General features: G+C 61.1%; 23 protein-coding genes and 1 tRNA gene. 9 read left to right on the forward strand and 15 right to left on the reverse strand.

From position 1 onward, the window contains the following. Nucleotides 1-114: 114 nt before the first annotated feature. Nucleotides 115-2,157: a ribonuclease R gene (gene rnr, locus H7U37_RS10550; RefSeq protein WP_204875568.1), complete on the reverse strand. Its 2,043-nt coding sequence runs from the start codon at nt 2,155-2,157 to the stop codon at nt 115-117. Next, entirely contained in the window at nt 2,154-2,690 is a 537-nt protein-coding gene (locus H7U37_RS10555) for a 4'-phosphopantetheinyl transferase family protein (protein WP_204889442.1), read from the reverse strand. The genes rnr and H7U37_RS10555 overlap by 4 nt, the downstream gene beginning before the upstream one ends. Nucleotides 2,691-2,805: 115 nt before the next feature. Here H7U37_RS10555 and H7U37_RS10560 point away from each other — a divergent pair, with 115 nt between their 5' ends. Next, a complete protein-coding gene (locus H7U37_RS10560; RefSeq protein WP_204875570.1) occupies nt 2,806-3,294 on the forward strand; it encodes a phosphatase PAP2 family protein in 489 nt (162 codons plus the stop codon). Between the two features lie 361 nt (nt 3,295-3,655). Here H7U37_RS10560 and H7U37_RS10565 read toward each other — a convergent pair whose 3' ends face one another. The 4 genes from H7U37_RS10565 to H7U37_RS10580 form a co-directional block, all read right to left on the reverse strand. Next, a complete protein-coding gene (locus H7U37_RS10565) occupies nt 3,656-5,860 on the reverse strand; it encodes a 5'-nucleotidase C-terminal domain-containing protein (protein ID WP_204875571.1) in 2,205 nt (734 codons plus the stop codon). 142 nt (nt 5,861-6,002) lie between these two features. Then, nucleotides 6,003-6,455 carry a hypothetical protein gene (locus H7U37_RS10570; protein WP_204875572.1) on the reverse strand — a complete coding sequence of 151 codons (453 nt, stop codon included), beginning with the start codon at nt 6,453-6,455 and terminating at the stop codon, nt 6,003-6,005. Beyond that, the gene (locus H7U37_RS10575) at nt 6,452-6,853 is read right to left on the reverse strand and encodes a hypothetical protein (RefSeq protein ID WP_204875573.1); all 402 of its coding nucleotides are present in this window, start codon (nt 6,851-6,853) and stop codon (nt 6,452-6,454) included. Before H7U37_RS10575 ends, H7U37_RS10570 begins: the two co-directional genes overlap by 4 nt. Further along, complete coding sequence (locus H7U37_RS10580; RefSeq protein ID WP_204875574.1) at nt 6,816-7,286, reverse strand: PadR family transcriptional regulator; 471 nt, start codon at nt 7,284-7,286, stop codon at nt 6,816-6,818. The genes H7U37_RS10575 and H7U37_RS10580 overlap by 38 nt, the downstream gene beginning before the upstream one ends. Nucleotides 7,287-7,495: 209 nt before the next feature. Here H7U37_RS10580 and H7U37_RS10585 point away from each other — a divergent pair, with 209 nt between their 5' ends. Continuing rightward, a complete protein-coding gene (locus tag H7U37_RS10585; RefSeq protein WP_204875575.1) occupies nt 7,496-8,323 on the forward strand; it encodes a hypothetical protein in 828 nt (275 codons plus the stop codon). A gap of 397 nt (nt 8,324-8,720) precedes the next feature. Here the strand turns inward: H7U37_RS10585 and prfB are convergent, their stop codons facing one another. The 3 genes from prfB to H7U37_RS10600 all read right to left on the reverse strand — a co-directional run bounded on the left by prfB (nt 8,721) and on the right by H7U37_RS10600 (nt 11,803). Beyond that, nucleotides 8,721-9,842 carry a peptide chain release factor 2 gene (gene prfB, locus H7U37_RS10590; protein WP_204875576.1) on the reverse strand — a complete coding sequence of 374 codons (1,122 nt, stop codon included), beginning with the start codon at nt 9,840-9,842 and terminating at the stop codon, nt 8,721-8,723. Nucleotides 9,843-9,968: 126 nt separating this feature from the next. After that, nucleotides 9,969-11,330, reverse strand: a complete 1,362-nt coding sequence (locus H7U37_RS10595) for a DUF4179 domain-containing protein (protein ID WP_204875577.1) — start codon at nt 11,328-11,330, stop codon at nt 9,969-9,971. 2 nt (nt 11,331-11,332) lie between these two features. Continuing rightward, nucleotides 11,333-11,803 carry a sigma-70 family RNA polymerase sigma factor gene (locus H7U37_RS10600; RefSeq protein WP_204875578.1) on the reverse strand — a complete coding sequence of 157 codons (471 nt, stop codon included), beginning with the start codon at nt 11,801-11,803 and terminating at the stop codon, nt 11,333-11,335. A 152-nt stretch (nt 11,804-11,955) separates the two neighbouring features. On the opposite strand from H7U37_RS10600, the gene mutY reads away from it, so the two are divergent. Genes mutY through H7U37_RS10620 form a run of 4 tightly spaced genes read left to right on the forward strand, consistent with a single transcriptional unit; the run spans nt 11,956 to nt 15,853 of the window. Then, nucleotides 11,956-13,011, forward strand: coding sequence for an A/G-specific adenine glycosylase (mutY, locus tag H7U37_RS10605; RefSeq protein ID WP_204875579.1), 1,056 nt, complete (start codon nt 11,956-11,958; stop codon nt 13,009-13,011). Beyond that, nucleotides 13,001-14,368 (forward strand): aldehyde dehydrogenase family protein, encoded by a 1,368-nt coding sequence (locus H7U37_RS10610; RefSeq protein WP_204875580.1) that lies wholly within the window; start codon nt 13,001-13,003, stop codon nt 14,366-14,368. Before mutY ends, H7U37_RS10610 begins: the two co-directional genes overlap by 11 nt. A gap of 16 nt (nt 14,369-14,384) precedes the next feature. Then, on the forward strand, nt 14,385-14,975 hold the full coding sequence (locus tag H7U37_RS10615) for a thymidine kinase (RefSeq protein WP_204875581.1): 591 nt from the start codon (nt 14,385-14,387) through the stop codon (nt 14,973-14,975). Beyond that, complete coding sequence (locus H7U37_RS10620) at nt 14,972-15,853, forward strand: radical SAM protein (protein WP_204875582.1); 882 nt, start codon at nt 14,972-14,974, stop codon at nt 15,851-15,853. The genes H7U37_RS10615 and H7U37_RS10620 overlap by 4 nt, the downstream gene beginning before the upstream one ends. A 312-nt stretch (nt 15,854-16,165) precedes the next feature. Here H7U37_RS10620 and H7U37_RS10625 read toward each other — a convergent pair whose 3' ends face one another. From H7U37_RS10625 to ymfI, 6 genes are all read right to left on the reverse strand, one after another. Beyond that, nucleotides 16,166-16,867: an ABC transporter ATP-binding protein gene (locus H7U37_RS10625; RefSeq protein WP_204875583.1), complete on the reverse strand. Its 702-nt coding sequence runs from the start codon at nt 16,865-16,867 to the stop codon at nt 16,166-16,168. Between the two features lie 5 nt (nt 16,868-16,872). Beyond that, a complete protein-coding gene (locus tag H7U37_RS10630; RefSeq protein WP_204875584.1) occupies nt 16,873-17,730 on the reverse strand; it encodes an ABC transporter ATP-binding protein in 858 nt (285 codons plus the stop codon). After that, nucleotides 17,727-18,812 carry a branched-chain amino acid ABC transporter permease gene (locus H7U37_RS10635; RefSeq protein ID WP_204875585.1) on the reverse strand — a complete coding sequence of 362 codons (1,086 nt, stop codon included), beginning with the start codon at nt 18,810-18,812 and terminating at the stop codon, nt 17,727-17,729. The genes H7U37_RS10630 and H7U37_RS10635 overlap by 4 nt, the downstream gene beginning before the upstream one ends. Nucleotides 18,813-18,822: 10 nt before the next feature. Further along, nucleotides 18,823-19,725 carry a branched-chain amino acid ABC transporter permease gene (locus tag H7U37_RS10640; protein WP_204875586.1) on the reverse strand — a complete coding sequence of 301 codons (903 nt, stop codon included), beginning with the start codon at nt 19,723-19,725 and terminating at the stop codon, nt 18,823-18,825. Between the two features lie 185 nt (nt 19,726-19,910). Next, nucleotides 19,911-21,122 carry an ABC transporter substrate-binding protein gene (locus tag H7U37_RS10645; protein ID WP_204875587.1) on the reverse strand — a complete coding sequence of 404 codons (1,212 nt, stop codon included), beginning with the start codon at nt 21,120-21,122 and terminating at the stop codon, nt 19,911-19,913. Between the two features lie 147 nt (nt 21,123-21,269). Continuing rightward, nucleotides 21,270-22,007, reverse strand: coding sequence for an elongation factor P 5-aminopentanone reductase (gene ymfI / locus H7U37_RS10650; RefSeq protein ID WP_204875590.1), 738 nt, complete (start codon nt 22,005-22,007; stop codon nt 21,270-21,272). A gap of 149 nt (nt 22,008-22,156) precedes the next feature. On the opposite strand from ymfI, the gene H7U37_RS10655 reads away from it, so the two are divergent. The 3 genes from H7U37_RS10655 to H7U37_RS10665 form a co-directional block, all read left to right on the forward strand. Beyond that, nucleotides 22,157-22,232, forward strand: a tRNA-Val gene (locus H7U37_RS10655). Between the two features lie 170 nt (nt 22,233-22,402). Then, nucleotides 22,403-22,735 (forward strand): cupin domain-containing protein, encoded by a 333-nt coding sequence (locus tag H7U37_RS10660; RefSeq protein WP_204875588.1) that lies wholly within the window; start codon nt 22,403-22,405, stop codon nt 22,733-22,735. Between the two features lie 505 nt (nt 22,736-23,240). Continuing rightward, nucleotides 23,241-24,418 (forward strand): hypothetical protein (locus H7U37_RS10665; RefSeq protein WP_204875589.1); only part of this gene is annotated, 1,178 nt, incomplete at its 3' end.

A 24,418-nucleotide genomic window follows, 5' to 3' on the forward strand; every position in this document is an offset into this window, starting at 1 on the left:
GTGCGGCGGTGGGCAGAGGGGAGGCGGAAGGAGCGGTGGGTGCGGCGGTGGGGATGCAGCCCCCCAAAAAGAGGGCGCAGAGCAGGAGCACACAGGTACAACGGAGCTTTTTCCTCATTTCTTTCGTCCTTTCCTGCCGCCAAAGGTCTTGCGGACCTGGGGGCGTTTGCCCACCTGTTTGGCGGAGCGTTTTTCCGTCAAGGCCCGGCGGGGACGCTGGGGGGGCGCAGTCTTTTCCCGGTCGGCCGGTCCAAAGTCCACCCGTCCGGAGGCCACGTCCGCCGAGAGACAGCGCACCTCCATGGGTTGGCCCAAAGTGTGGGCCTCGCCGCTGGGACCGGTGAGGGTCAAATGGGCCTCGTCGAAGTCGTAATGCCGGGCGGGGAGCTGTTCCACTCCCAAAAAGCCCTCGGCTCCCTCGCTGGTGGTGAGGAAGAGGCCGAACCGGGTCACGCCGGACACCACCGCCGGGAAGCAGTCACCCACCCGGGCGGCCATATAGGCGGCTACATAGCGCTTGTCGATCTCCCGCTCGGCGGTCTGGGCGGCCAGCTCCCGGCGGGAGGACTGGCGGGCGGCTTCCGGCACCGACGCCGAAAGGAGCCGTCCCTCCCGGCTGTCCAGCGTGCCGTCCAGCCGGGCGGTGAGGATGCGGTGGACCATCAGGTCGGGATAGCGCCGGATGGGGGAGGTGAAGTGGCAGTAGTCCGCCGCCGCCAGGCCGAAATGGCCCAGAGGCTCGGCGTCATAGCGGGCCTTCATCATGGCCCGGAGGACGGCGGAGTGGACCAAAATCTCCTCCGGTCTGCCTCGGGACTGGTCCAGCAGCTTTTGGAGGGTGTACTGCCCGCCGTCCTTCACCGGGTAGCCCAGAGGGGCCAGCAGGGTGCGCAGCGCCTCGGCCTTTTCGGCGGCGGGCCGTTCGTGGACCCGGTAGACCCCCGGGCCGCCCTCCTCTTTTAAGAAGCGGGCCACGCACTCGTTGGCCTGGAGCATAAAGGACTCGATGATGCCCTCGCTGATCCCCGGCTCCCGCTTGGCAAGGCCGATGGGCTGGCCCAGGGCGTCGCACCGCACCACCGTCTCTCCCTGCTCCAGATCCAGGGCCCCGCGGGCCCGGCGGCGGGCGGCGAGCTTGTCGGACAGGACCGCCATCTCCCGCAGCATGGGGAGAATGTGCCGGTAGCGCCGGGCCAGCGCCTGGTCCCCGCCGGAGAGCAGGGTGTTGCAGTCCTCGTAGGTCATGCGCTCGGTGGAGCGGATCACCGACTTATGGATGGAAGCGCCGGTCACCCCGCCGCTCTGGTCCAGGGTCATGATACACGAGAGGGTGAGCCGGTCCACCTGGGGATTGAGGGAGCAGATGCCGTTGGACAGGTCGGGGGGCAGCATGGGGATGACCTGGTCGGCAAAATAGACCGAGGTGCCCCGCTGAAAGGCCTCCCGGTCCAGGGGGGAATTCAGGGGGACATAGTGGCTCACGTCGGCGATGTGGACCCCCAGGGTAAAGCCGGATTCCGTCCGGGTGAGGGAGACGGCGTCGTCCAGATCCTTGGAGGAGGCGCCGTCGATGGTGATGATGGTCTCCTCCCGCAGGTCCAGCCGTCCCTCCAGCGCTTCGGGAGGGACTTCCTGGGGCACGGCGGCGGTTTGGGCCGCCACGTCGGCGGGGAACTCCCGCACAATGCCGCCCTCAAAGAGGAGGGCCTCCACCGCCGCGTTTAGGGAGCCGTCCCGGCCAAAGGAGCGGACAAAGCGGCCCATGGGGGGCTGCTTGGCGGTGCCGAAGCTGGTGATCTTGGCGGCGATCTTGTCCCCCGAGCGGAGGGCGTCGCTTTTGCCCACCAGCAGGATGGGGACGCGCAGCTTTTCGCCGTCGGGGACCAGCCAGTTTTCCCGGCTGTGCCGCCGGACGGAGCCGATGACAGTGGCGTTGGCCCGGCCCAGGACCGCGGTGACATGGGCGCAGGGACGGCCGTCGGGGCGGTCGGGCGGGTCCAGCCGGTAGGCCACCAGGTCGCCGTGCCAGGCGCTGCCCTCATGTCCCGGCGGGACGAACAGGTCCTCTTCCCGGCCGGCGGCGCCGTCCGGGGTGATAAAGCCGAAGTCACGGCCGGCGGCCTGATAAATGCCGGCCAGGGGTTCAGATGGATTCATAAAATCTCCTCTCCGTCTAGCAGTTGAGTGGGCGGCGGCGTGAGACGGGTGCAGCAGGCTGCCCGCCAGCCCGATCCGCCGTAGCTTTGAAAGTAAAATCCGTCGAACAGAGCGCCCGCGCCCGGCTGGAGCAGCGGGACGGCCAGGGAACGGGGGGAGCAGTCCAGTCCCCGGCCGGTACATTTGCACAGGCTTTCCTTTAATGTCCAGAGGGTGTAAAAATCCTCCCACCGTTGGCCCTGCCGGGAGAACCACTGAAATTCCCGGTCGGAAAGAGCAAAACGGGGCAGTCTGGGCCGGCGGGGCCGGATGCGTTCCACATCGCAGCCCACTTCCTCGTCGCCCAGGGCGCACAGAGCCCAGGACCCGCTGTGGCTCAGGTTGAAGTGGGGACCGCCGGGCAGGAAGGGCTTGCCCCCCGGTCCGCGCTCCGGTGAGCGGACGGGACAGCCCTGGCGTTCCAGCAGCGCGGAGAGCATGGCGTGGGCGGTTTCCTTGCTGTTTTCCCGCTGGCACAGCCACAATTGTACCATAGACATCCCTCCTTCCCTCCATTGTACCCGATTTCCCTCCTCAATACAACGAGGACTTGCGCGTCCCGCCGGAGGCGGGTATAATCGTACCAGCGCTTGATGAGGAGGAAATCATATGACCGCTGAACGCTATGCCAGATGGTCCGCGCCCTTCCGGCGGCGGCCGTGGGCGGTGTCCGCCCTGGGCAAGGCCAACCGGTTTTTTACCCTGCTGTGCTATATCGGCTATCCGGCCCTGCTGCTCTGGCTGCTGGTGGGGCGGGATCAGCGGCTCTGGAAGGCAATTCTGGTCCCCGCCGTCTCCTTTGTGCTGGTGAGCCTCTTTCGGAAAGGGGTCAACCGGCGGCGGCCCTATGAGGCGCTGGACATCCAGCCCCTGATTCATAAGAATACCAAGGGAAAGTCCTTCCCCAGCCGCCACGTGTTTTCCGTGTTCGTCATCGCCATGACCTGGGGGTGGATCTGCCCGCCGGCGGGCGCGGCCTTGATGGCGGTGGGCGTGCTGGTGGCCCTCATCCGGGTCATCGGCGGCGTCCACTACCCCAGCGACGTGCTGGCCGGGGCCGTCATCGGCGTCCTCTCCGGCCTGTTCCTCTACCTCTAACCTCCTTTCTTTCGAGAAAGAAAGGAGGCAAAGAAAGCTTCCATCTGCCCCCAGACTGCGGTCTGGGGGCTCCCTTTTCCCGCCACACGCTGCAAGCGCCCGCAATCCTGCAAGAGCGACGTAGGGGCGCCATACATGGCGCCCGCAATCCATCGAATGTAGGAAGAACTCAGGCGTTTGCATAGAAACGGGCAACCCCTACGGGGGGGAGAGGATCGCATTGCGCCGCCCGCGCAGGGCCGTCCCCCCGGGGCAGCAGGAAAAATGCGCATATACACGTTCAACAGAAAAACATCCGCCGGCCCAACAGAGGACCGGCGGATATTTTGTACGATACGTTTGGGAAGGAAAGGGCTCCGGCTTAAGCGGCGGCGTCCTCCGCGGGACGGAGGGCGTCAAACGCCATGAGCATCTTCGCCAGCTCGGCCCGCTGGGCGGTGGCGTTGGGACGGAGCGCGCCGGTGTTGTCGCCGGTCATGACCTTACCGTAGTAGCAGACCGACATGCCGTCCAGGGCCCAGGCGGGGATCTGGCCGTAGTCGGGGGCGGCGGTCATGCCCTCGCCGGTCTCCACGGTAATGCCGTTCAGCGCGGCATAGCGGGCCAGAGCGGTGGCCAGCTCGGCGCGGGTCATGGCGGCGTCGCCGTTGAAGAGGCCGGCGCCGTTGCCGTTGCTCAGGCCGGTATCCTCGGCCCAGGCGGCGGCGTCCGCGTACCACTTGCCGGCCACGTCGATGAAGGAAGCGGCCTCGGTGACGGCGGGCTTGCCGGACATGTTATAAAGGGTCTGATACACGGTGCCGCGGGTAACGATGCCGGCGGGCTCAAAGCCGCTGCCGGTGCCCTGCATGTAACCGGCCTCGGTCACATAGGCCACGGCCTCGTCGTACCAGTTGCCGGAGGCAGCCTCGGTGACAACGGTGATGCGGCCGTCGCCGGTGGGATTGGCATAGGCCTCGCCCACCACGCCGTCCAGCTTATCCACGATGTAGTTGATGAGTACGGCGTTGTCGATCATGACGCTGTCCTGGAGCAGGGTGTCGTCCTTGAACATCACAAAGCCGTCGCCGCCGCTCTTGAGCATGTAGTTGTGGGAGGCCAGGGTGTAGGTCTTGTTCAGGTCCAGCGGCTCGCCGCCCACCATCACGTCCTTGACGCGGTAAGCGCCGTCCACCTTCACGAACTCGCTCTCGTCGTTGAGAACCACGGAGGAGGGGATGGTGGTGTCAATGGTGTAGGTCAGGCCGGAGACCTGGAGGAAGCCGCCGTTCTCCTCGGGGCAGAGGCGGGCGCCCATCTCCAGGGCGTCCAGGATGTCCTGACCGGTGGTCTCCACCAGGCAGGCTTCGTTGCCGAAGGGGTGGACGTTGATGATGGCTTCATAGGTGATGTCGCCGGCGGCGATGTCGGCGCGGATGCCGCCGCCGTTGACGAAGGCGATGTCAGCGCCCAGCATGGCCCGGTAGGCGTCGGCGCACAGGTCGCCCAGGTTGGTCTCGGCGCTGCGGACGGCCCGCTCGCCGGTGACGGGGTCCAGGGTGGTGAGGGCCACGTCGGTCTTGGCCACCACCTTCTGGAGGACGTCGGCGAACTCGTCGTTGATCTTGGCGATGAAGTCGGCGGTCTCGGCGTCAGCCTCGGTAAAGTCGCTCACAAGAGAGCAGGTGATGTCGCCGGTGGCGGTGTCGATGACCACCTGACCAATGCTGGCCAGCTTGGTGCCGGTCTGGGCCAGATACACGTCCTCGCCGTCGGCGTTCTTCACGGTCTCCTCATAGGACTCGTGGGAGTGGCCGTCGATGAACACGTCGATGCCGGTGGTGTTGGCAATCACGGACTTGGAGGTCCACACGTCGGTGGAGCCCTCGTTGCCCAGGTGACCGATGGCGACCACGTAGTCGGCGCCGGCCTTGGCGGCGGCGTCCACGGCGTTCTGCACGGCGTCGTAGAGGTCCTTGCCCTCGTTGCCCTGGGCGAAGCTGTAAATATAATTGCCCTCAGCGTCCTGGAAGTAGGTGGGGGTGGACTTGGTGAAGGACTCGGGGGTGTCGATGCCCACATAGCCCACGGTTACGTCGCCGTATTCCACCAGCTTATAGGCGTCCAGCACGGGGTTCCCCTCCAGGTCGGTGAGGTTGGCGCACAGATAGGTATACTGGGCCTGCTCCTTGGCCAGGGTGAGGAAGTTGTCCATGCCGTAGTCAAACTCATGGTTGCCGGGGATGGCCAGGTCATAGCCCACCTGGTTCATGATGTCCACGATGTAAGAGCCCTTGGACAGGGTGCCGATGGGGCCGCCCTGGATGGCGTCGCCGGCGTCCACCAGCGTGACGTTCTCCGCGCCGTAGGTCTGCTCCATCTTGTCTTTATAGGCGGCCACAGTGGCATAGCCCAGGTTGGTCACCGCGCCGCTGTCGTCGGCGGCCTGGTCGATGCCGCAGTGGACATCGTTGGTGTGGAGGATGACGATTTTGCCGTCCTCTTCCGCCGCCAGAGCGGGGACGGAGAGGCCCACCGTCATGGCCGCGGCCAGCAGCAGAGACAGCGCCTTGTTCGGTTGTTTCATACAGACATTCCACCTTTCATCATCAGTGCAAATGGTCAGGTTCCCAAACGTGACAGACTTATAGTACCAAACCGCCCTCGAAATTACAAGAGGGGAGAAGAGAAAAACGCCCCGGCATGGGACCGGGGCGCGAAAAGAGGATTCAGCTGATGTTGCCGTCTTTGTCACAGGTAATGGAGCCGGTAAGAGTTACTGTGTCACCGTCGGGGCCGTCAAATTTTGCAGCGCCATAGACAGAACTACCGGAACAATACTCCAGATGGTTGTCCAGGTCCCAGCCTTCATGGTAAATATAGTAGACAGCTTCTACAGCGGTGGCCTTGCTGGAGTTTCCGTCATATTCAAACCAGCCTTTCAGGAGATAGCCGACAATCTTACTCCCACTCCAGGTCTTACATGTAAATTCTTTGGTAGCGTATTTTTGGTTGCTGCGAGAAAGGGAAGAAATAGTAGTTACGATTTCGATATAAGTCCCATTTTCAAGCTCAATGATTTCCGTAGTAGATGTCTCCGAACTTCCTGCGGCAGAAACGGAGCATACAGAGAGAGAAAATATCAAAAGCAGAGTGATAAAAAATCGAATATATTTTTTCATTTTAAGTCGCCCTCATAATAATAGACAATATTGGAAGTATTTGTGGAATCAGGACTCGGATAAATTCCAACAAGAACATATTCTGTGGTTACGACCTCAATATATTTGTTGGATTGAACCCCACAAAAAATGACAACACTTACAAAGACAAGTGCCAGACACAAAGTGATACTGAGAAGAGAAACACATACGATCCGGTGAAGCAAGGTGTGATAGAGGCTATCAAGACCATACTCCCCCAGTAATTGAAAGGCAAACTGTTCAGGGCTGCCGAACGTAGTTTCCCAAAGTTCTGTCGAGGCATCCGGATGATCTTCCAAAAAGGCGTCGATTGCCTGCTCCGCTCTTGTAAGGAAGCGTTTACGTTCTGACCGGGAGCAGACCAGAGATCTCTTCACCTTCCTCAGATACAGCCATTTTTGAAGGGAGGCTCTGTGCATGGGTCTCACCTGCCTTCCAGTCCAGGATCTGGTACACGCCGCCCATAAAGCGATCCAGTACCACGAGTAAATCATTCAGGTAAACGTTCCCCTTCTCTGTGGTGCGGTAATACTGCCGCCGCCGGCCGTCGGGGGCCATACGCTTGTCGCCCAGCTCGATAAAGTGGGCGTCCAACAGACGGTAGATGATGGCATAGGGAAAACTGACGTTCAGCCGTCCGCCGCTGCGCTCCGCAAGGGTCTCAGTCATCTCGTTGATGTACATTTCCTTTTCCCGCAGCAAAAACAGCACCAGCAGCTCCGTGATGCCTTTTTTCAGGTTTTCCTCCAGCCCCTCCGGCGAGGTGCTGGTTTTCTTTTTTCCCGTGGATTTGACCAATTCTTCTGACATATTGCAGCCTCGTTTCTTGGGATAAGCTATTTGTAATCAGTATAGCAAACCTGGTCAGACTTGACAAGAAAAAAATGAAAAATTTCATTTATTGTAAAAGATTGTAAAATAGCAGAGAAAAATAAATTGACAGATGAACCATAAAGCGCTAATATAAAGAAGAAAAAATTGGTATTTTGACCCAATTTTTCCAAAAAGGAGGGAAACAAATGAAAGCAAGAATATGGAATTCCCTGCTGGCGGCACTGTGCGCGGTCTGCATGACCTTTGGTTCAGCGGCCCTGGCCGCGGAGCCTGCGTCCCAGCTGACCACCGACAGCGTGACCCATGAACTACCCCAGACGCTCACCACCGATCAGGTGGAGTGGTACGGCTCGGCGGAATTCTGTTACTGGAAGATCGCCGTTCAGAACCGGGGGAACGCGGACATCAAGATTCAGCTCTATCAAAACGGCACCAAGGACACCCTGATCCGCTCCATGGTCGTTCCGGCCCATAGCTCCATGTCCTTTTACACCAATCCCAACGAGGAGGAGCAGGTGCTCACGGACGGACGCTATCACCTGACCATTCTTTCGGTGGGCGGCGACACCCGTTTTGACGGTACGCTGTGGTATCGCTTCTCCACCCAGCACATGGCCGGTACCAACGGGAGCGTCAAGAGCTTTACATCGCTGGCCACCGAGAAAATTCACCAGGTGCAGATGCCCTATAACGACGGTTCGGGACAGAGCGGCGTGGGGATCTGCTCCTTCACGGCTGACACGGCGGATTTCTCCTTTGCCGTGGACTTCCTGCCAGACAGCGGCGCTATGGGGCAGGGGTACTACTATGTACAGCTCTGGCAGTCCCATCCCGACGGCACCGATACCAAGGTGGGCGAGGCGGTGCGGTGCGCCTTTGGCAGCGGCGTGACCTGGGAGAACTGCCTGACCATCGGCGAAATGTATTATGTAAAGGTGAGTTCCACCGATGTGACGCCGGATGGGGCGTTGTGTCAATACACCTGGACCACCTGGAGCGCCCAGAACAGCTGATACGATACGCAACAACAAAAGCCCTGACGGTTTTCCGCCGTCAGGGCTTTTGCAGAATCGTTTTTCGATTTCCCGCAAGAACGGCCCTGCGCGGGCGGCGCCAGGCCCTTTTCCCGAAAAGGGCCTGGACCAAAAGGGGCAGAAGGGGGGATACCCCCCTTCTGCACTTCCCCCAGGTGCGCCGAAACCCTGCCGGGTATCGTTCCCCTTTACCCGCAGGGGGCTCCCTGTGCGTCGGAAGCAACACTCACATCACCCCACCGCCCAACCTCGTAGGGGCGACCCTTGTGGTCGCCCGCTTCCATGCAAATACTTTGACCTTTCCTGTTCCGCATTCCACTTCTTCGAAAGACGAAGCCCTGACGGTTTTCCGCCGTCAGGGCTTTTTGCTTGGGTGTTACTTGGTGGCCCACTCGCCGGTGGCGGCGGCCCGGAGGTAGGCGTTAATAAAGCCGTCCAGATCGCCGTCCATGACGCCGTTGATGTTGGAGGTCTCATAGGCGGTGCGGTTGTCCTTCACCAGCTGGTAGGGCATAAAGACATAGGAGCGGATCTGGCTGCCCCACTCGATTTTGAGCTGGACGCCCTTAATGTCGGAGATCTTTTCCAGATGGGCTTCCATCTTCAGCTGGACCAGCTTGGCGCGCAGCATACGCATACAGTTGTCCCGGTTCTGGAACTGGCTGCGTTCGGTCTGGCAGGAGACCACCACGCCGGTGGGCTTGTGGATGAGGCGGACGGCGGAGGAGGTCTTGTTGACGTGCTGGCCGCCGGCGCCGGAGGAGCGGTAGACCTGCATTTCGATGTCCTCGGGGCGGATATCCACCTCCACGTCGTCGGGGATTTCGGGCATGACCTCCACGGCGGCGAAGGAGGTCTGGCGGCGGGCGTTGGCGTCGAAGGGGGAGACCCGCACCAGACGGTGGACGCCGTGCTCGCTGCGGAGGTAGCCGTAGGCGTTCTCGCCGGTAATCATGATGGTGGCGCTCTTGATGCCGCCGTCGTCGCAGTCCTGATAGTCCATGGTCTTGCACTCAAAACCGTGGCGCTCGGCCCAGCGGGTGTACATCCGGTAGAGCATCTGGGCCCAGTCCTGGGCCTCGGTGCCGCCGGCGCCGGGGTGGATGTTCAAAATGGCGTTGGAGGCGTCATACTCGCCGGTAAAGAGGGTGGAGAGCCGGGCCTCCTCCATCTCCTGTTCCAGCTTGGCGTAGCCCTCCTCCAGCTCGGGGATGAGGGACTCGTCCTCCTCCTCGTTGCCCATCTCACACAGGGTCATCAGGTCGGACCACTCGCTCTTGCGGCGGGCCTGACCGTCCAGCTTGCTTTTGAGCTGGGCAATGCGGCGCTGGACCTTCTGGGCCTTTTCCAGGTCGTTCCAGAAGCCGTCGGAGGCGCTCTCCGATTCCAGCATCTCGGCCTCCCGGGCGGCTGCGTCCAGACCCAGGGCCTGGCCCAGCTCCTCCAGGTCGGGCAGGAGGTTATTCAGCTTGACTTTATACTCGTCGAATTGAAGCATATTCTTCCACTCTCACTCTTTCAGATTCCAATATCGTGCAGTTCATATATTATATACGAATCAAGCCGGTCTGTAAAGCAAAAGCGGAAGATTTTCGTCCTGTGAAGGGGGAGAACGGGGCGGACGTCACGGCGCGGACAGGGGGAAGGAGAGGGGGAGGTCATACTCGCTGCGCCAGGTGTAGTAGAATCCAAGCTCCACGGTGTCATAGGGATAGCCGGTGAGGGAGAACTCCTCCACGAAGTGGGTGTCGGGGAGGGGGAGTTCGTCCTCGGTGTTGGGCCAGAGGCATTCCGCGTGGTAGTTGCTCCAGCCGCCGGTGACGTCGTGGACCACGCCGTCGGGGGTCCGGTAGCGGTAGGAGGAGATGTTGTAAAACGTCAGATTGGTTTCGCTCCAGTCCTTGGGCTTGGGGGCGATGAGGGCCACCGCTATGGTGGTATCGCTCCGGCGGTGGAGGGAGAGGGTCACGCCGTCTGGCAGCGTGCCCAGCACTTCGCCGGTCTCCAGATCGACGGGGATATATTCCCGTGCCGGGTCCAGCCAGGTGGAGCCGGTGAGATGGACGGTGAGGGATTTGGGGCGGTCAAAGTAGGTGGTGTCGAAGAGGAAGGAGGTCCCCATGGCGGAGAGGCCCAGGCTGGGTTGGTAGGTCTGTCCGGTCTCGTCCTCCAGATAGAAGTCCAGGGTCTGGAGCTTGGCGGTGTTGTCCGGGTGCTCCTCCACGATGAGACGGGACTGGGTGGGCCAGCTCTCCACGGTAAAGCGCAGGCGCTGACCGTCCACTTCCATCCAGCCGGTCTCCCCTTCGGTGCGGTGGTCGTTGAGGACCGAGGTATCCAGCGGGACGGTGAAGATAAATTCGGGCAAGGTGTCCCAATCGGTGGAATGGCCGGGGCCGTCCGCCCGGTGGAAGCCCTTTACCTTGCAGACAATGCGGATGGTATCGGGGAAGAGAAAATCATCGGAGACCGGGTAGGCGGAGATGGCCTCCTCCAGGCTTCCGCCGGGGAAGTCGCCGGAGATGCTGGAAAGGGGCAGCTTTTCCCCGTCCAACGTCTGAAATTCAGCGAGAAGCTGGTAGGTGTCATAGGGGCCGTCGGCCTCCACCAGCAGGGTGAGCTGGGCGTTATCCAGAATGAGATAGGAGAGATCCAGGGTAATGCCGTCCACCGTCTGGGACTGGCCGATATACTGGGCATAATTGTGCTGGATGGCCGCTTTCAGGCTGGGAGAGAAGGCCACGGCCTGCAAAAGGGGCAGCAGGGCGGGCACATGGGCGCAGGCCAGCGCCACGGGAAGGGAGAGGTTGACCAGCAGCACGAAGGCGGTAAAGACGCCGGCCAGACTGGCGGCGGGGATACCCAGAAAGCGCTTCAAATTCCGGCGGCGGTTTTTGGCCTTGGCGCGGGTGAGGGTGTATTCCAGGGCTGGCGGGGTCTCCTCCAGCTGGGTACAAAGGGCGCGGTATTCTTCCAAACGGTCCATGTTCACACCTCCTCTTGGTCGTCCAGGGCAAGGCGCAGCAGAGAGAGGGCCTTGCGCTGGCGGGTCGATACGGTACCGGCCGGGATGGAGAGGGCCTCGGCGGTCTCGGCGATGGTGCAGCCCGAGAAGTAGCGCAGGGCCACCACCGCCCTCAGCTCCCGGGGGAGCCGCTCCACCGCCTGCCGGAGGGGCAGGGCGTCGTAGGCCTCCACGGCGGTGTCGGGCAGCTCCGCCATGGTCACCTCCCGCCGCCGGCGTCTCAGCTCGTCGTTGCATACGTTGATGAGGATACGGGTCATCCAGGTGGTGAAATAGCGCTCTTCCCGCAGCTTGCGGCAGTGGACCAGACCCTGATAGACCGCCTCGTCCACCGCGTCCAGGGCGGCGCTTTCGCTGGCCAGGTAAATGCGGGCCGTGCGGTAGAGCCGGGTTTTCAGAGGGTCCAGTTGGGCGGCAAATTGTGCTTGCGTCATGGCCTCATTCCTCCTTTCACCCATTAGACGGTTTTGTGGGGCCCTTTCATTTCCGACCGGAAAGAAAATTTCGCCATGAGGGGCGCTCTTGCGGCGGTGGTGCGGCTGTGATAGAATAGAGCCCAAATGTAAACGGACGCGGAGGTCATAACGTGAAGGAATTGGAGATCCTGCCCATCCCGCTCATCCAGTGGTACCATGAAAACGCCCGGGTATTACCCTGGCGGTCCGATCCCACCCCGTACCATGTATGGCTCAGCGAGATCATGCTCCAACAGACCCGGGTGGCGGCGGTGCTGGACTACTACCGCCGGTTTCTGGAGGAGCTGCCCACCGTGGCCGACCTGGCGGCGGTGGAGGAGGAGCGGCTCATGAAGCTGTGGCAGGGCTTGGGCTACTATAACCGGGCCCGCAACCTGCAAAAGGCCGCCAGACAGGTGATGGAGACCTACGGCGGCGTCTTTCCCGGCACCTATGAGGAGATACTGTCTCTTGCCGGCGTGGGCGATTATACCGCCGGAGCCATCGCCTCCATCGCCTTCGGCGTACCGGTGCCGGCGGTGGACGGCAACGTCTTGCGGGTGGTGTGCCGTATCACCGGCGATGAGGGGGACATCACCCGGCCGGACACCAAAAACCGCATCCGGAAGGCCCTGCTGGACACCATGCCCAAGGCGTTTCCGGGCGATTACAACCAGGCCCTCATGGAGCTGGGGGCCACGGTGTGCCTCCCCAACGGCGCGCCCCTGTGCGAAAAGTGCCCAGCCCGGGCGTTCTGCGTGGCCCACATCACCGAACAGACTGGCCGCCTGCCGGTCAAAGCCCCCAAAAAGGCCCGGCGTGTGGAAAAACGCACGGTGTTTCTGATCTTCCATGAGGGGAAGGTGGCCCTGCGGCAGCGCCCCAAAAAAGGACTGCTGGCCGGGCTGTGGGAGTACCCCAACGAGCCGGAGGCCGACGTGGGACAGCTGGCGGAGTGGGGGATCACGCCGCTGTGTCTGGACCACGGCGGAACGGGGAAGCATATTTTTACCCATATCGAGTGGCATATGAGCGCTCTGGCGGTGGAGGCGGCGGACGGCCATCTGCCCGACGGCTGGGTATGGGCCGACCGCCGGGCGTTACAGGAGCGCTACGCCCTACCCAACGCCTTTCAGAGCTTTATGGGCTTAGCCCTTGACCGAACGGAGGAGACAAGTGAATTTTAGTCAAATCGTAGCAGAACAGCGGCGGTATTTCAACAGCGGAGCCACCAGGCCAGTGGAGCACCGGGTACAAAACCTGAGAAAGCTGCTGGCCGCCCTGGAGACGTGGGAGTCCCGGCTGCTGGCGGCCCTGGACGCCGACCTGGGCAAGGGCGCCTTTGAGGGGTGGATCACCGAGGTGGGCATGGTGCGGAGCGAGCTGCGGGAGGCCATCCGCCATGTAAAAAGATGGAGCGCCCCCAAACGGGTTCAAACTCCCATCACCCAGTTTCCCGGGCGCAGTTATGTCCTGCGGGAGCCCTATGGCGTGGCCCTCATCATGGCGCCCTGGAATTACCCGGTACAGCTCAACCTGATCCCGCTGGTGTCCGCGCTGGCGGCGGGGTGCACCGTGGTGCTGAAGCCCTCGGCCTATGCCCCCGCCACCGCCGGGGTGCTGTCTGAACTGCTCTCGGAGACCTTCCCGCCGGCGCTGGTAAAAGTGGTCACCGGAGGCAGGGCGGAAAATACCGCACTGCTGGAGGAAAAGTTTGACTTTGTTTTCTTTACCGGCAGCACCGAGGTGGGCAAGACCGTTATGGCCGCCGCCGCCTGCCATCTAACTCCGGTGGCCTTGGAGCTGGGGGGCAAGTCGCCGGTCATCCTCACCCAAAAGGCGGACGCGGCCCTGGCAGCAAAGCGCATCGCCTGGGGAAAATTCCTCAACGCCGGTCAGACCTGCGTGGCCCCCGACCATGTATGGGTGCCGGAGGAACTGAAAGATGCCTTTGTGGCGGAGCTGCGCAAAAATATTACCCTTTTTTATGGGGAACACCCGCTGGAAAGCGAGGATTTGCCGTCTATTATCAACGAAAAGCATTTCCGCCGCCTGCTGGGCCTGCTGGGAGAGAGCAAGCCCGCCATCGGCGGCACATGGGACGAGGAGACGCGGAAGCTTTCCCCCACCGTACTGGTGGATGTGGACGAATCCCACCCCGCCATGGGAGAGGAGATCTTTGGGCCCATTCTGCCGGTGCTGACCTACCAGAGCTTGGGAAAACTGCTGTCCCACCTGCGGGACGACTGCCCCCGGCCCCTGGCCTGCTATGTGTTCAGCCGGGACGAAACGGAAGCCAGAAGAATCATGGCGGCGCTCCCCTTCGGCGGCGGCTGTATCAACGATACGGTGGTCCATCTCACCAACAGTGCGCTTCCGTTTGGCGGCAACGGCGAGAGCGGCATGGGCCGGTGTCACGGCCAATGGGGGTTTGAGACCTTTACCCACAAAAAGGCCGTCCTGCAAAAGGGACGGCTGGAAGTACCTCTGCGCTACCCGCCCCACGGCGGGAAGGGACTGGAGATCGTGAAAAAGCTGATGTGAGGGAGTAGAGAATCAAATGGCGAAGCTATATTTTCGGTACGGTGTGATGGGGTCCAGCAAGACGGCCAACGCCTTGATGGTGCGCTACAACTACGAGGAGCGGGGACAGGACGCCCTGCTGGTCAAACCGGCCATTGACCAGCGGGACGGGGCGCGGTTTGTGGCGTCCCGGGCGGGGCTGACCCATCCGTGTGTGTATTTTACCGATCTGATGGCCATGAGCCGGGAAGCGCTGGCGCCCTATGCCTGCGTCATTGTGGACGAGGCTCAGTTCTTAAGCCGTGAGGAGGTGCGCTATCTGGCCCATCTGGTGGATGATTTTAATTTGCCCGTCATTTGCTACGGCCTGCGCACTGATTTTAAGGGGGACTTGTTCCCCGGTTCGGCGGAGCTGCTGGCCTCGGCGGATGTGATTGAAGAGGTCAAGACCATCTGCTGGTGCGGCAAGAAGGCCACCTGCAACGCCCGATTCGACGCCAACGGCGTGGTCCTCAAGGAGGGGGAGCAGGTGGTGCTGGGGGCCAACGACCAGTACATCGGCCTTTGCCGCAAGCACTGGAAGGAGGGCAACCTGGGCCCCGACTTCCGGCGGGGGGAGCCGGTATGAGGTGCAGCCTCTGTCCCAGAAGGTGTAACGCCCTGCGCACCGAGAGAGCGGCGGAGGGGAGATGCGCCATGCCGTCCCTGCCGGTGGTGGCCCGGGCGGCGCTCCACTTCTGGGAGGAGCCGCCCATCTCCGGCAAGCGCGGCTCCGGAACGGTGTTTTTCTCCGGCTGTCCGCTGGGGTGCGTGTTTTGTCAAAACGAGGTCATCAGCCACGAAAACTTTGGGAAAGCCATTTCGGTGGAGAGCCTGCGGGCCATTTTTGCCGACCTGAAGGCCCAGGGGGCCCATAACATCAACCTGGTCAACCCCACCCACTTTGCCCACGCCATCCGCCGGGCGCTGGACGTGCCGCCCGGCATTCCGGTGGTGTGGAATACCGGCGGCTATGAGCGCTTGGAGACCCTGGGGGCCATGGAAGGCAGGGTGGATATCTACCTGCCCGACCTGAAATATACCCGCACCGAGACGGCGGCCCGGTGCTCCGACGCCCCCGATTATCCGGAGACGGCCAAAGCGGCCATTGCGGAGATGGTGCGGCAGGTGGGGGCGTGTGCCTTTGACGAGGAGGGAATGCTCCGCCGGGGGGTCATTATCCGGCATCTCATCCTGCCGGGGCGTCTGGCCGAGGCCAAAGAGGTCATGGACTGGGTGGCCGAGACCTTTCCGCCGGGCATGGTGCTCTTTTCTCTCATGAGCCAGTACACCCCCTGGGGGAAGGCCAAAGAGCTGCCCGGCCTGAACCGCCGCCTCCGGCCCTCGGAGATCCGCGCCGCTCAGGACTATATGGCCCAGCTGGGCCTGGAGGGCTTTACTCAGGACGACGCGGCGGCCAAGTCGGAGTACATCCCAAATTTTGACTTAACCGGTGTAGAACAATAGGCAGCAGGTTTCCCGCTCCGGCGCCGCTGCGCGCGGGGCGCCAGGCCCTTTTCCCGAAAAGGGCCTGGACCAAAAGGGGCAAAGGGGGTTTTCAGACCCCCTTTGCAATCCCCCGGGCGGTCCGCTCCGCGGAGGGGTTACCTGGCCACAAACTTGATAGGCGAAAAAGCCCCGAACCATCCGTCAAACAGAGGCATGGTTCGGGGCAAAATTGTTTTCTAAGTCTGTACGGCTTACCGGACGAGCGCTGGATGGAAGCTTTCTTTGCCTACTTTCTTTCTCGAAAGAAAGTAGGGCGAGAAAGAAAGTAGGCTAGCCGCCCAGGTAGGCTTTTTTGACGCTTTCGTCCTCCAGAAGCTGCTGGCCGGTGCCGGTGGCGACGATCTTGCCGGTCTCCAGCACATAGCCCCGGTGGGCGATGGACAGGGCCATCTGGGCGTTCTGCTCCACCAGCAAAATGGTGGTGCCGGCGGCGTTGAGCTCCCGGATGATGTCGAAGATCTGCTCCACCAGAATAGGGGCCAGGCCCATGGAGGGCTCATCCAGCATGAGAAGGCGGGGCTTGGACATGAGGGCACGGCCCATGGCCAGCATCTGCTGCTCACCGCCGGACAGCGTGCCGGCCACCTGCCGGCGGCGCTCCTTCAGGCGGGGAAAGCGCTCGTACACGTCGGCCAGACTGGCGGCAATCTCGCCCTTGGGACGGGTGTAAGCGCCCATCTCCAGGTTTTCCTCCACGCTCATCTGGAGAAAGACCCGGCGTCCCTCGGGCACGTGGGCCAGACCGTGGGACACCACCTTGTGAGGGGGCACGCCCATAATATTCTTGCCCAAAAAGGAGATGGAGCCGGTCTTGGAGTGGAGCAGGCCGGAAATGGTCTGGAGGGTGGTGGACTTACCGGCGCCGTTTGCGCCGATGAGGGTGACGATCTCGCCGTCGTTGACCTCAAAGGTGATGTCCTTGATGGCGTGGATGGCGCCGTAATAGACGTTGATATCCTGTACGTTCAGCATTTGGGTCAACCCTCCTTTTTCTGGCTGCCCAGGTAGGCTTCGATGACCTTGGGATTGTTCTGGATCTCGCTGGGGGTGCCTTTGGCGATGATCTCGCCGAAGTTGAGCACACAGATGCCCTCACAAATGCCCATGACCAGGCTCATATCGTGCTCGATGAGCATAATGGCAATGTGGAAGGTATCCCGGATTTTCAGGATATTCTCCATCAGGTCGGCGGTCTCGGAGGGGTTCATGCCGGCGGCGGGCTCATCCAGCAGCAGCAGGGAGGGATTGGAGGCCAGGGCGCGGACGATCTCCAGCCGGCGCTGGGCGCCGTAGGGGAGAGAGCCGGCCCGATGGTTGGCCAGGTCCTCCATACCGAAGATGTGGAGGAGCTCCATGGCGCTCTCGTGGGCCAGCTTCTCCTTCTTCCAGTAGCCGGGCAGACGGAAGATGCCGCTCCACATGGGGTACTTGATCTGATTGTGGAGGCCGATCTTCACGTTGTCCTCCACGCTCAGCTTGTCGAAAAGACGGATGTTCTGGAAGGTACGGGCGATGCCGGCCCGGTTGACCTGGACGGTATTCATGCCGTGGGTGTCCTTGCCGTCCACCAGGATGGTGCCGCGGGTGGGCTGGTAGACCTTGGTCAGCAGGTTAAAGACGGTGGTCTTGCCCGCGCCGTTGGGGCCGATGAGGCCGGCAATCTCGGTGCGTCCCACGGTGAGGTTGAAGTCGTTGACGGCGGTCAGACCGCCGAAGTCAATGCCCAAATGGCTGCATTCCAGAATGGGGGCCTTATTTACGTCCCGCTCCGGCACGATGGAGTGGCTGGGGACGGGGACCATCTTGGTTTCTGATTTGCGTTCCAGTCTGCTCATTTCGCCGCCTCCTTTTTCGCGCTGCGGGACGGACCGTCCTCATTTCTGCCGCCGCGCACGATCCGCAGGAAGAAGGAGCGGATGGCGGGGCTGTTGGTGGCCAGCATGACCAGAATCAGCACGATGGCGTAGACCAGCATACGATAGTCGGAGAACTGACGCAGGGCCTCGGGCAGGATGGTGAGGGCGGTGGCCGCAATGACGGAGCCCCACATATTGCCCAGACCGCCCAGCACCACAAAGACCAGGATGAGGATGGAGGTGTTGAAGTCGAACTTGTTGGCCGAGAAGGTGATCTGGCTGCATCCGTAGAGGGTGCCGGCGGCGCCGGCCAGGGCGGCGGAGACGGTAAAGGCCATGAGCTTGTACTTGGTCACGCTGATGCCCACGCTCTCGGCGGCGATGCGGTTATCGCGGGTGGCCATAATGGCCCGGCCGGCCCGGCTGTTGACCAGGTTAAAGACCACGATCAGGGCCACCATCACCAGGATGAAGCCGGCCACAAAGGTGGAGATGCGGGCGGAGGTATTGGAGACGCCCATGGGCCCCTTGATGAGGGCGATGCCGCCTTCGGCCAGATCGGTGGTGTCGTTGACAAAGCTGGCCTGAAGGCCGTTGGCGTCCACACCGATATAAAGGTTGGTGAGGATGGTCTTGATGATCTCGCCGAAGGCCAGGGTCACAATGGCCAGATAGTCGCCGTTGAGGCGAAGCACGGGGATACCGATGAGGAAACCGGCCAACGCGGCCATCAGCGCCCCGAAGAGAATGGCGATGACCAGCCGGAGAGGCTCGGAGGGGACCAGGTTTTGCAGGCCGTTGGCCATGGCGCAGCCGGCAAAGGCGCCCACGCTCATAAAGCCCGCGTGGCCCAGAGACAGCTCGCCGGAGATGCCCACCACCAGGTTGAGGGAGACGGCCATCACGATGTAGGCGCAGATGGGGATGAGCTGGCCCTCCAGCAGAGAGCCGATGCCCACGGTGCCCCGCAGGATCTGAATGATGAGAAAGGCCACAATGACCAGACCGTAGGTGAAGAAGCTGGTCCGGGTGGATTTTTTCATGTGTCTGAGTTTTGTCATACCGTCCACCTCACACTTTCTCGCGGATCTTTTTGCCCAGCAGACCGGCGGGCTTGACCAGCAGCACGATGATGAGCACGCCGAACACAATGGCGTTGGACAGCTGCGTGGAAATGTAGCTGCCGGCAAAGATCTCGATGATGCCCAGCAGCAGACCGCCCAGCAGCGCGCCGGGGATGGAGCCGATACCGCCAAAGACGGCGGCGGTAAAGGCCTTGATGCCGGGCATGGAGCCGGTGGTGGGGGTCAGGCTGGGGTAGGCGGAGCAGAGCAGCACGCCGGCCACGGCCGCCAGGGCGGAGCCGATGGCGAAGGTGATGGAAATGGTGGCGTTGACGTCGATGCCCATAAGCTGGGCGGCGCCCTTGTCCTCCGAGCAGGCCCGCATGGCCTTGCCCATCTTGGTGCTGTTGGTAAAGAAGGTGAGGACCAGCATGATGATGACGCACACCACAATGGTGACGATGGTGAGATAGCTGATGGAGAGCTGACCGTCAAACAGGGTCAGGTTGCCCTTGGGCACCACGGAGGGGAACACCTTGGGGCTGGAGGTCCAGAGGAGCTGGGCGGCGTTCTGGAGGAAGTAGCTCACGCCGATGGCGGTAATGAGGACGGCCAGCGACGGGGCCTGCCGCAGGGGCTTGTAGGCCAGACGCTCGATGACGATGCCCAGGGCGGTACAGACCACCATGGACAGGAGAATGCCGATGACAGGGGGGAGGCCATAAGTACTGATGGCGAAGAAGCAGACGTAAGCGCCCACCATGATGACGTCGCCGTGGGCGAAGTTGAGCATTTTGGCGATGCCGTACACCATGGTATAACCCAGGGCGATGATGGCATACACGCTGCCCAGGCTGAGACCGCGGATGAGATTATCCAGCAGCCCCAGAAGCAGGCTCGAAAAATCCATAGATAACATCCCTCTTTTCTCTCTTGGAGCCCATCTGAAAAATGCCGGCGGGTTTCTTCCGGCCCTTTTCAGATGGGCACGTCAAATGATGAAGAAAGCGGTAAAACCGGAAAAGCAGGAGGGCCGCCGTCTGTCCGGCAGCCCTCCTGACAGTTTCAGGTCAGAGCAAGACCGCTGATTGGAGATCAGTCCATGCCCACGTAGGCGCCGTCCTGGATGACCATGCCCTTGGGGGCCTTGGAAACCTGGCCGTTGGACTCCCAGGTGATGCCGGAGCCGTCGCCGGTGAGGCCGTTGAGGGTGATGGTGGGGAACACCTCGATGAGCTTATCGCAGATCTCGGAAGCGCTCATGTCGGGGGTGCAGCCGGCGGTCTCCAGAGCCAGCTTGTAGGCGTACACGCAGTCGTAAGCGTCGGCGGCGAACTGGTTGGGTGTCTCGCCGTAGAGCTCCTTATATTTGGTCACGAAGTTGACGGTGGCCTCGTCGGTGGCGTCGGCATTGAAGGGGGTGAGGAGCATCACGCCCTCGGCCAGGGAGGCGTCAAAGCCCTCCATGGTCAGGATGCCGTCCATGCCGTCCACGCCGAAGAACTTGGGGGTATAGCCCATGGCGTCGGCCTGGGCCAGGATCAGGGAAGCGGGCTGATAGTACATGGGGAGGAAGAGCAGGTCGGCGCCGGCGTCCTTGGCTTGACCCAGCTGGACGGAGAAGTCCTGGTCATTGCCGTCGGCGAAGGTGGCGTCGCCCACCACCTCCAGGCCCAGGGTCTCAGCCTCGGCCATAAAGGTGTCCTTGATGCCGGTGGAGTAAACGTCGTCGTTCTTCCAGATGATAAAGACCTTCTCGGCCAGGCCCTGGTTATAGATGTACTCGGCGGAGGCCAGACCCTGGTTGGGGTCGGTGAAGCACATCTGGAACACGTTGTCCTTGCCCTCCACCACGGCGGTGGAGCTGGCGGACGGAGTCAGGGCGAAGATGCGGTCCTCGAAGTTATAGACCGAGGTGGCCTCGCCGGGCTTGGAGGTGACGGAGCCCAAGGAGATCTGCATGCCCCACTCCTTCAGGGCGTTGTAGGCGTTGACGGCCTTCTCGGGATCGTGGACGTCGTCCTCGTACTTGAGCTCAAACTGGATATCGCCGCCCAAGGCGTTGATCTCGTCCACGGCGATCTGAGCGCCGCGCTGGGCGGCCAGGCCGTAGATGGAAGCGGCGCCGGTCAGGGGGCCGGTACCGCCGATCTTGAAGGCGGCGCCGGTGGCGGTGCTGGTGGTATCATTGGGCGCGGCAGAAGTGTCGGTGTCGGGCGTAGTTGCGGTGCCGTCGGAGCAGCCGGCCAGCAAAGAGACGCTCAGCGCCGCTGCCATTGCAAGAGACAGGATGCGAAGCTTTTTCATTGTAGTTCCCTCCTTTAAGGTTGTTGACATTATACGCTTGCGCGTCAAAGTTGTCAACCGGCGTTTTTGTGCAAAGAGCGGTTGATTTTCATGACCTATCTGGCAGGCTGCCTAAAATACGGGGAGAAAAGGTTCTGTGCGGCCCGGTCAGATGAGGATACCGCCGTTGGGGGAGAGGACCTGACCGGTGATAAAGCCGGCGGCGGGGGAGGCCAGGAAGAACACGCTTTCGGCCACATCCTCCGGCTTGCCGATGGCCTCGAGGGGGGTTTCCAGGCGGAGATTTTCCAGGTCCTCCTGGGAGAGATTGCCGTTCATTTCGGTCTGGATAACGCCGGGGGCCACGCAGTTGACGGTGATGCCAGAGGGTCCCACTTCTTTGGCAAGTGCCTTGGTAAGTCCGATAATGGCGGACTTTGAGGCGGAATAAGCCACTTCACAGGAGCCGCCGGTGACGCCCCACATGGAGGAGAGGGTAATGATGCGTCCGGCCTTCCGGTGGATGAAGTGGGGCAGGACGGCCCGGCAGCAGTAGAAGGTCCCATCCACATTGACCCGGAAGAGGGCGTGCCAGTCCCGGTCGGTGATGTCGGTAAAAAGCTGCTGCTTGGCGACGCCGGCATTACATACCAGAATGTCAAGTTGACAAAATTTATCCAACACATTGTCAACCATTGTTTGGACCTGTACCGGGTCACCCACGTCGGCCTGAAAGGCCTCTGTCCGGACGCCGGCGGCGCGGAGCTCCTGGGTCAGGGCCAGGGCGGCTTCCTGGGAGCGGTGGTAGTTCAGGGCGATCTGGCAGCCGGCAGCGGCAAAGCGCCGGGCGCAGGCTGCGCCGATGCCGCGGCTTGCGCCGGTAATAAGGACGGTCTTTCCCACCATGGATGCCATAACGGTTCCTCCTGCTGCAATGATATGGAAACTGATAGGTAGTATAACAGGTTTGGGCGGGACGCGCCAGAGGGAGAAAAAATTTTTGAAAAAGTAGTTGACAAGCAGAGGGCGATCCGCTATAATAAACTACGTTGTCCGGACGATTAGCTCAGCTGGTAGAGCATCCGCTTGACGTGCGGGAGGTCACAGGTTCAAGTCCTGTATCGTCCACCAAACGAAACCCCTAGAGCCGCAAGGCTTTAGGGGTTTTTGCTGTTTGAAAGAAGCGGCAGGATGACGGTAAATTTCTGTTTTGTTGGAATGACAACAGACATTTGGGGCGCAGCGGTCTAAAATATCCATAGAAAAATCAACCGGATGACATAAATGGGAGGTTATCATAGATGAACGGGAAGATGAAGAACATCAGCCAGGCGGAAGTGCTGGTGCTGAAGGAGCAGATCTCCTATCAGGAGGGGCAGGTCGTGAGCAAGACGCTGGCGCAGAACAGCGCATTGAGCGTGACGCTGTTCTCCTTTGCCAAGGGGGAGGAGATCAGCACCCATGCCTCCGGCGGAGACGCCTTTGTGACCTGCCTGGACGGCGTTGGCAGAATCACCATTGACGGGACGGACCATCTGCTGCACGAGGGAGAGTGTATCGTAATGCCCGCCGGGCATCCCCACGCCGTATATGGTCAGGAGGCATTCAAAATGCTGCTTGTGGTGGTATTTTAAGCGGCGGATGGGAGATGGGCTGAGGACAGGGGGCCTCAGCCCATCTTTGCGTTCTGTATGCCGGCGCTGCTGAAGAGTCCGTCGCCTGTCCGCATGAGGTATGCGCCCACGCCCGCAGACACTTCCACGGAAAGCGCAAGCTGCTCCGATTTGTGCGGTCGGCGCCGATCAGAGCAGTTTTTTCTGTGGGGTGATTTGAAAGGATATCTTTATGACAACAAAATTTTAGGTTAAATATGGAAGAATCTATTGATTTAAAAATTTTAAGGTTATATACTAAGAACAGTCCTTCAGATCTGAAAAAATAAATTCAGATAAAAGGCGGCCGTTCCGTTGGACCGTCAGAGGGGACGCGCCGCTTTGTGCACAATAGAAGGGAAAGGAGTGGATATTTGTTTCCGTCCGGGCAAACGGGACGTTCTGGACGGAGAAGGACATAAAATCATTCCGCGGCAAAGCCGCACAAACCCAATGGATACCACATAAAAAAGGAGGACCCTGCACAATGAAGAAAGCTCTCTCTCTTTTTCTGACGTTCTGCATGGCGCTCAGCCTGCTGTCTGTCCCCGCGTTCGCGGCATCCGGAGATATCTTCAATGACACGGAGTTCCACATCAGCGGCATCAGCGAGATGAAGGAATTTGTCTCTGAAAAGCTGAATGTTCCCGCCGGTGATATCACCATTCACGGGGTGGAGATCAATGGCCTGCGGGACGGCGCGCCCGCTGCCGCCACCGGCGGCGTGGTGGATCACGGCTATCTCAACCTGGGCGACGTGGGCGCCCCCGGCACCAACGGAAAGCTGACCGGCTGGGACAACTACTGGACGGTGCTGAATACCTCCAAGATCATCGACCAGGATTCCATCTCTTCCCTCACCATCTATGCCAAGAAAGACACTTGGCATGGCCTGTTCGGCACAAAGCTGGAGCCTGTGACGGTCTATCTGAACGAAGAGGATTTCTATCAGATTCCCGGCAAGCTCATTACCGAAATCAATCTGGACGGCGCTTCTCTGCTTCCCTATGAGGAGTACACCCTGACCTATGACGCCAACGGCGGCGTGGGCGCGCCCGCGCCCGAGAAGGTCCGGGAGGATACCTGGTATACCGTGTCCAGCCAGAAGCCCACCCATGGGGCGGTCAACGGAACGGAGATCGTCTTTGCGGGCTGGTCCCTGGACTACGCCATGGAGGACAAGATCCTGGGCCGGGAGGACGAACCCACCGGAATGCTCAAGGCCAATCAGCTCTTTATGAATCAGGACTTTACCATTTACGCTGTCTGGGCGGAGGACAGCAACAAGAACGGTATGCCGGACTATCAGGAGAGCGCCATCACCGCGACCTTCTATGTGGGGGATGAAAAGGTCAGCTCCTGTGAGCTGCCGCCCTTCGGCAACAACGTCGGCCAAGCGCCTGTTGTGACGGCGCCCGCCGGCCAGAAGTTCGTCAAGTGGGTTGTGGAGGGCGATGACTCCCAGGAACTGCGCGATCAGGCTTATTTTACCTATAAGATTCTCTTTGGCATGGCCGGCGGCAAGAACGAGGTTGTGTTCCGTGCCGTTTTTGAAAAGATCCCCGAGGTACGGTACATCATCAACGCCTACTGCGGCGGCGAGCTGGTGGACTTTATGCTGGGCTACTATCCCGAGGGCACGGTGGTGACGGCGGAGCAGCTGAA

It is taken from the genome of Pseudoflavonifractor phocaeensis (assembly GCF_016901735.1).
Taxonomy (GTDB): domain Bacteria; phylum Bacillota; class Clostridia; order Oscillospirales; family Oscillospiraceae; genus Pseudoflavonifractor_A.

What these genes read in the sequence shown, in the direction of transcription:
- rnr (WP_204875568.1), bottom strand. Translation starts at nt 2,157, where the DNA reads ATGAATCCATCTGAACCCCTGGCCGGCATTTATCAGGCCGCCGGCCGT.
- H7U37_RS10555 (WP_204889442.1), bottom strand. Translation starts at nt 2,690, where the DNA reads ATGGTACAATTGTGGCTGTGCCAGCGGGAAAACAGCAAGGAAACCGCC.
- H7U37_RS10560 (WP_204875570.1), top strand. Translation starts at nt 2,806, where the DNA reads ATGACCGCTGAACGCTATGCCAGATGGTCCGCGCCCTTCCGGCGGCGG.
- H7U37_RS10565 (WP_204875571.1), bottom strand. Translation starts at nt 5,860, where the DNA reads ATGAAACAACCGAACAAGGCGCTGTCTCTGCTGCTGGCCGCGGCCATG.
- H7U37_RS10570 (WP_204875572.1), bottom strand. Translation starts at nt 6,455, where the DNA reads ATGAAAAAATATATTCGATTTTTTATCACTCTGCTTTTGATATTTTCT.
- H7U37_RS10580 (WP_204875574.1), bottom strand. Translation starts at nt 7,286, where the DNA reads ATGTCAGAAGAATTGGTCAAATCCACGGGAAAAAAGAAAACCAGCACC.
- H7U37_RS10585 (WP_204875575.1), top strand. Translation starts at nt 7,496, where the DNA reads ATGAAAGCAAGAATATGGAATTCCCTGCTGGCGGCACTGTGCGCGGTC.
- prfB (WP_204875576.1), bottom strand. Translation starts at nt 9,842, where the DNA reads ATGCTTCAATTCGACGAGTATAAAGTCAAGCTGAATAACCTCCTGCCC.
- H7U37_RS10595 (WP_204875577.1), bottom strand. Translation starts at nt 11,330, where the DNA reads ATGGACCGTTTGGAAGAATACCGCGCCCTTTGTACCCAGCTGGAGGAG.
- H7U37_RS10600 (WP_204875578.1), bottom strand. Translation starts at nt 11,803, where the DNA reads ATGACGCAAGCACAATTTGCCGCCCAACTGGACCCTCTGAAAACCCGG.
- H7U37_RS10615 (WP_204875581.1), top strand. Translation starts at nt 14,385, where the DNA reads ATGGCGAAGCTATATTTTCGGTACGGTGTGATGGGGTCCAGCAAGACG.
- H7U37_RS10620 (WP_204875582.1), top strand. Translation starts at nt 14,972, where the DNA reads ATGAGGTGCAGCCTCTGTCCCAGAAGGTGTAACGCCCTGCGCACCGAG.
- H7U37_RS10625 (WP_204875583.1), bottom strand. Translation starts at nt 16,867, where the DNA reads ATGCTGAACGTACAGGATATCAACGTCTATTACGGCGCCATCCACGCC.
- H7U37_RS10630 (WP_204875584.1), bottom strand. Translation starts at nt 17,730, where the DNA reads ATGAGCAGACTGGAACGCAAATCAGAAACCAAGATGGTCCCCGTCCCC.
- H7U37_RS10635 (WP_204875585.1), bottom strand. Translation starts at nt 18,812, where the DNA reads ATGACAAAACTCAGACACATGAAAAAATCCACCCGGACCAGCTTCTTC.
- H7U37_RS10640 (WP_204875586.1), bottom strand. Translation starts at nt 19,725, where the DNA reads ATGGATTTTTCGAGCCTGCTTCTGGGGCTGCTGGATAATCTCATCCGC.
- H7U37_RS10645 (WP_204875587.1), bottom strand. Translation starts at nt 21,122, where the DNA reads ATGAAAAAGCTTCGCATCCTGTCTCTTGCAATGGCAGCGGCGCTGAGC.
- ymfI (WP_204875590.1), bottom strand. Translation starts at nt 22,007, where the DNA reads ATGGTGGGAAAGACCGTCCTTATTACCGGCGCAAGCCGCGGCATCGGC.
- H7U37_RS10660 (WP_204875588.1), top strand. Translation starts at nt 22,403, where the DNA reads ATGAACGGGAAGATGAAGAACATCAGCCAGGCGGAAGTGCTGGTGCTG.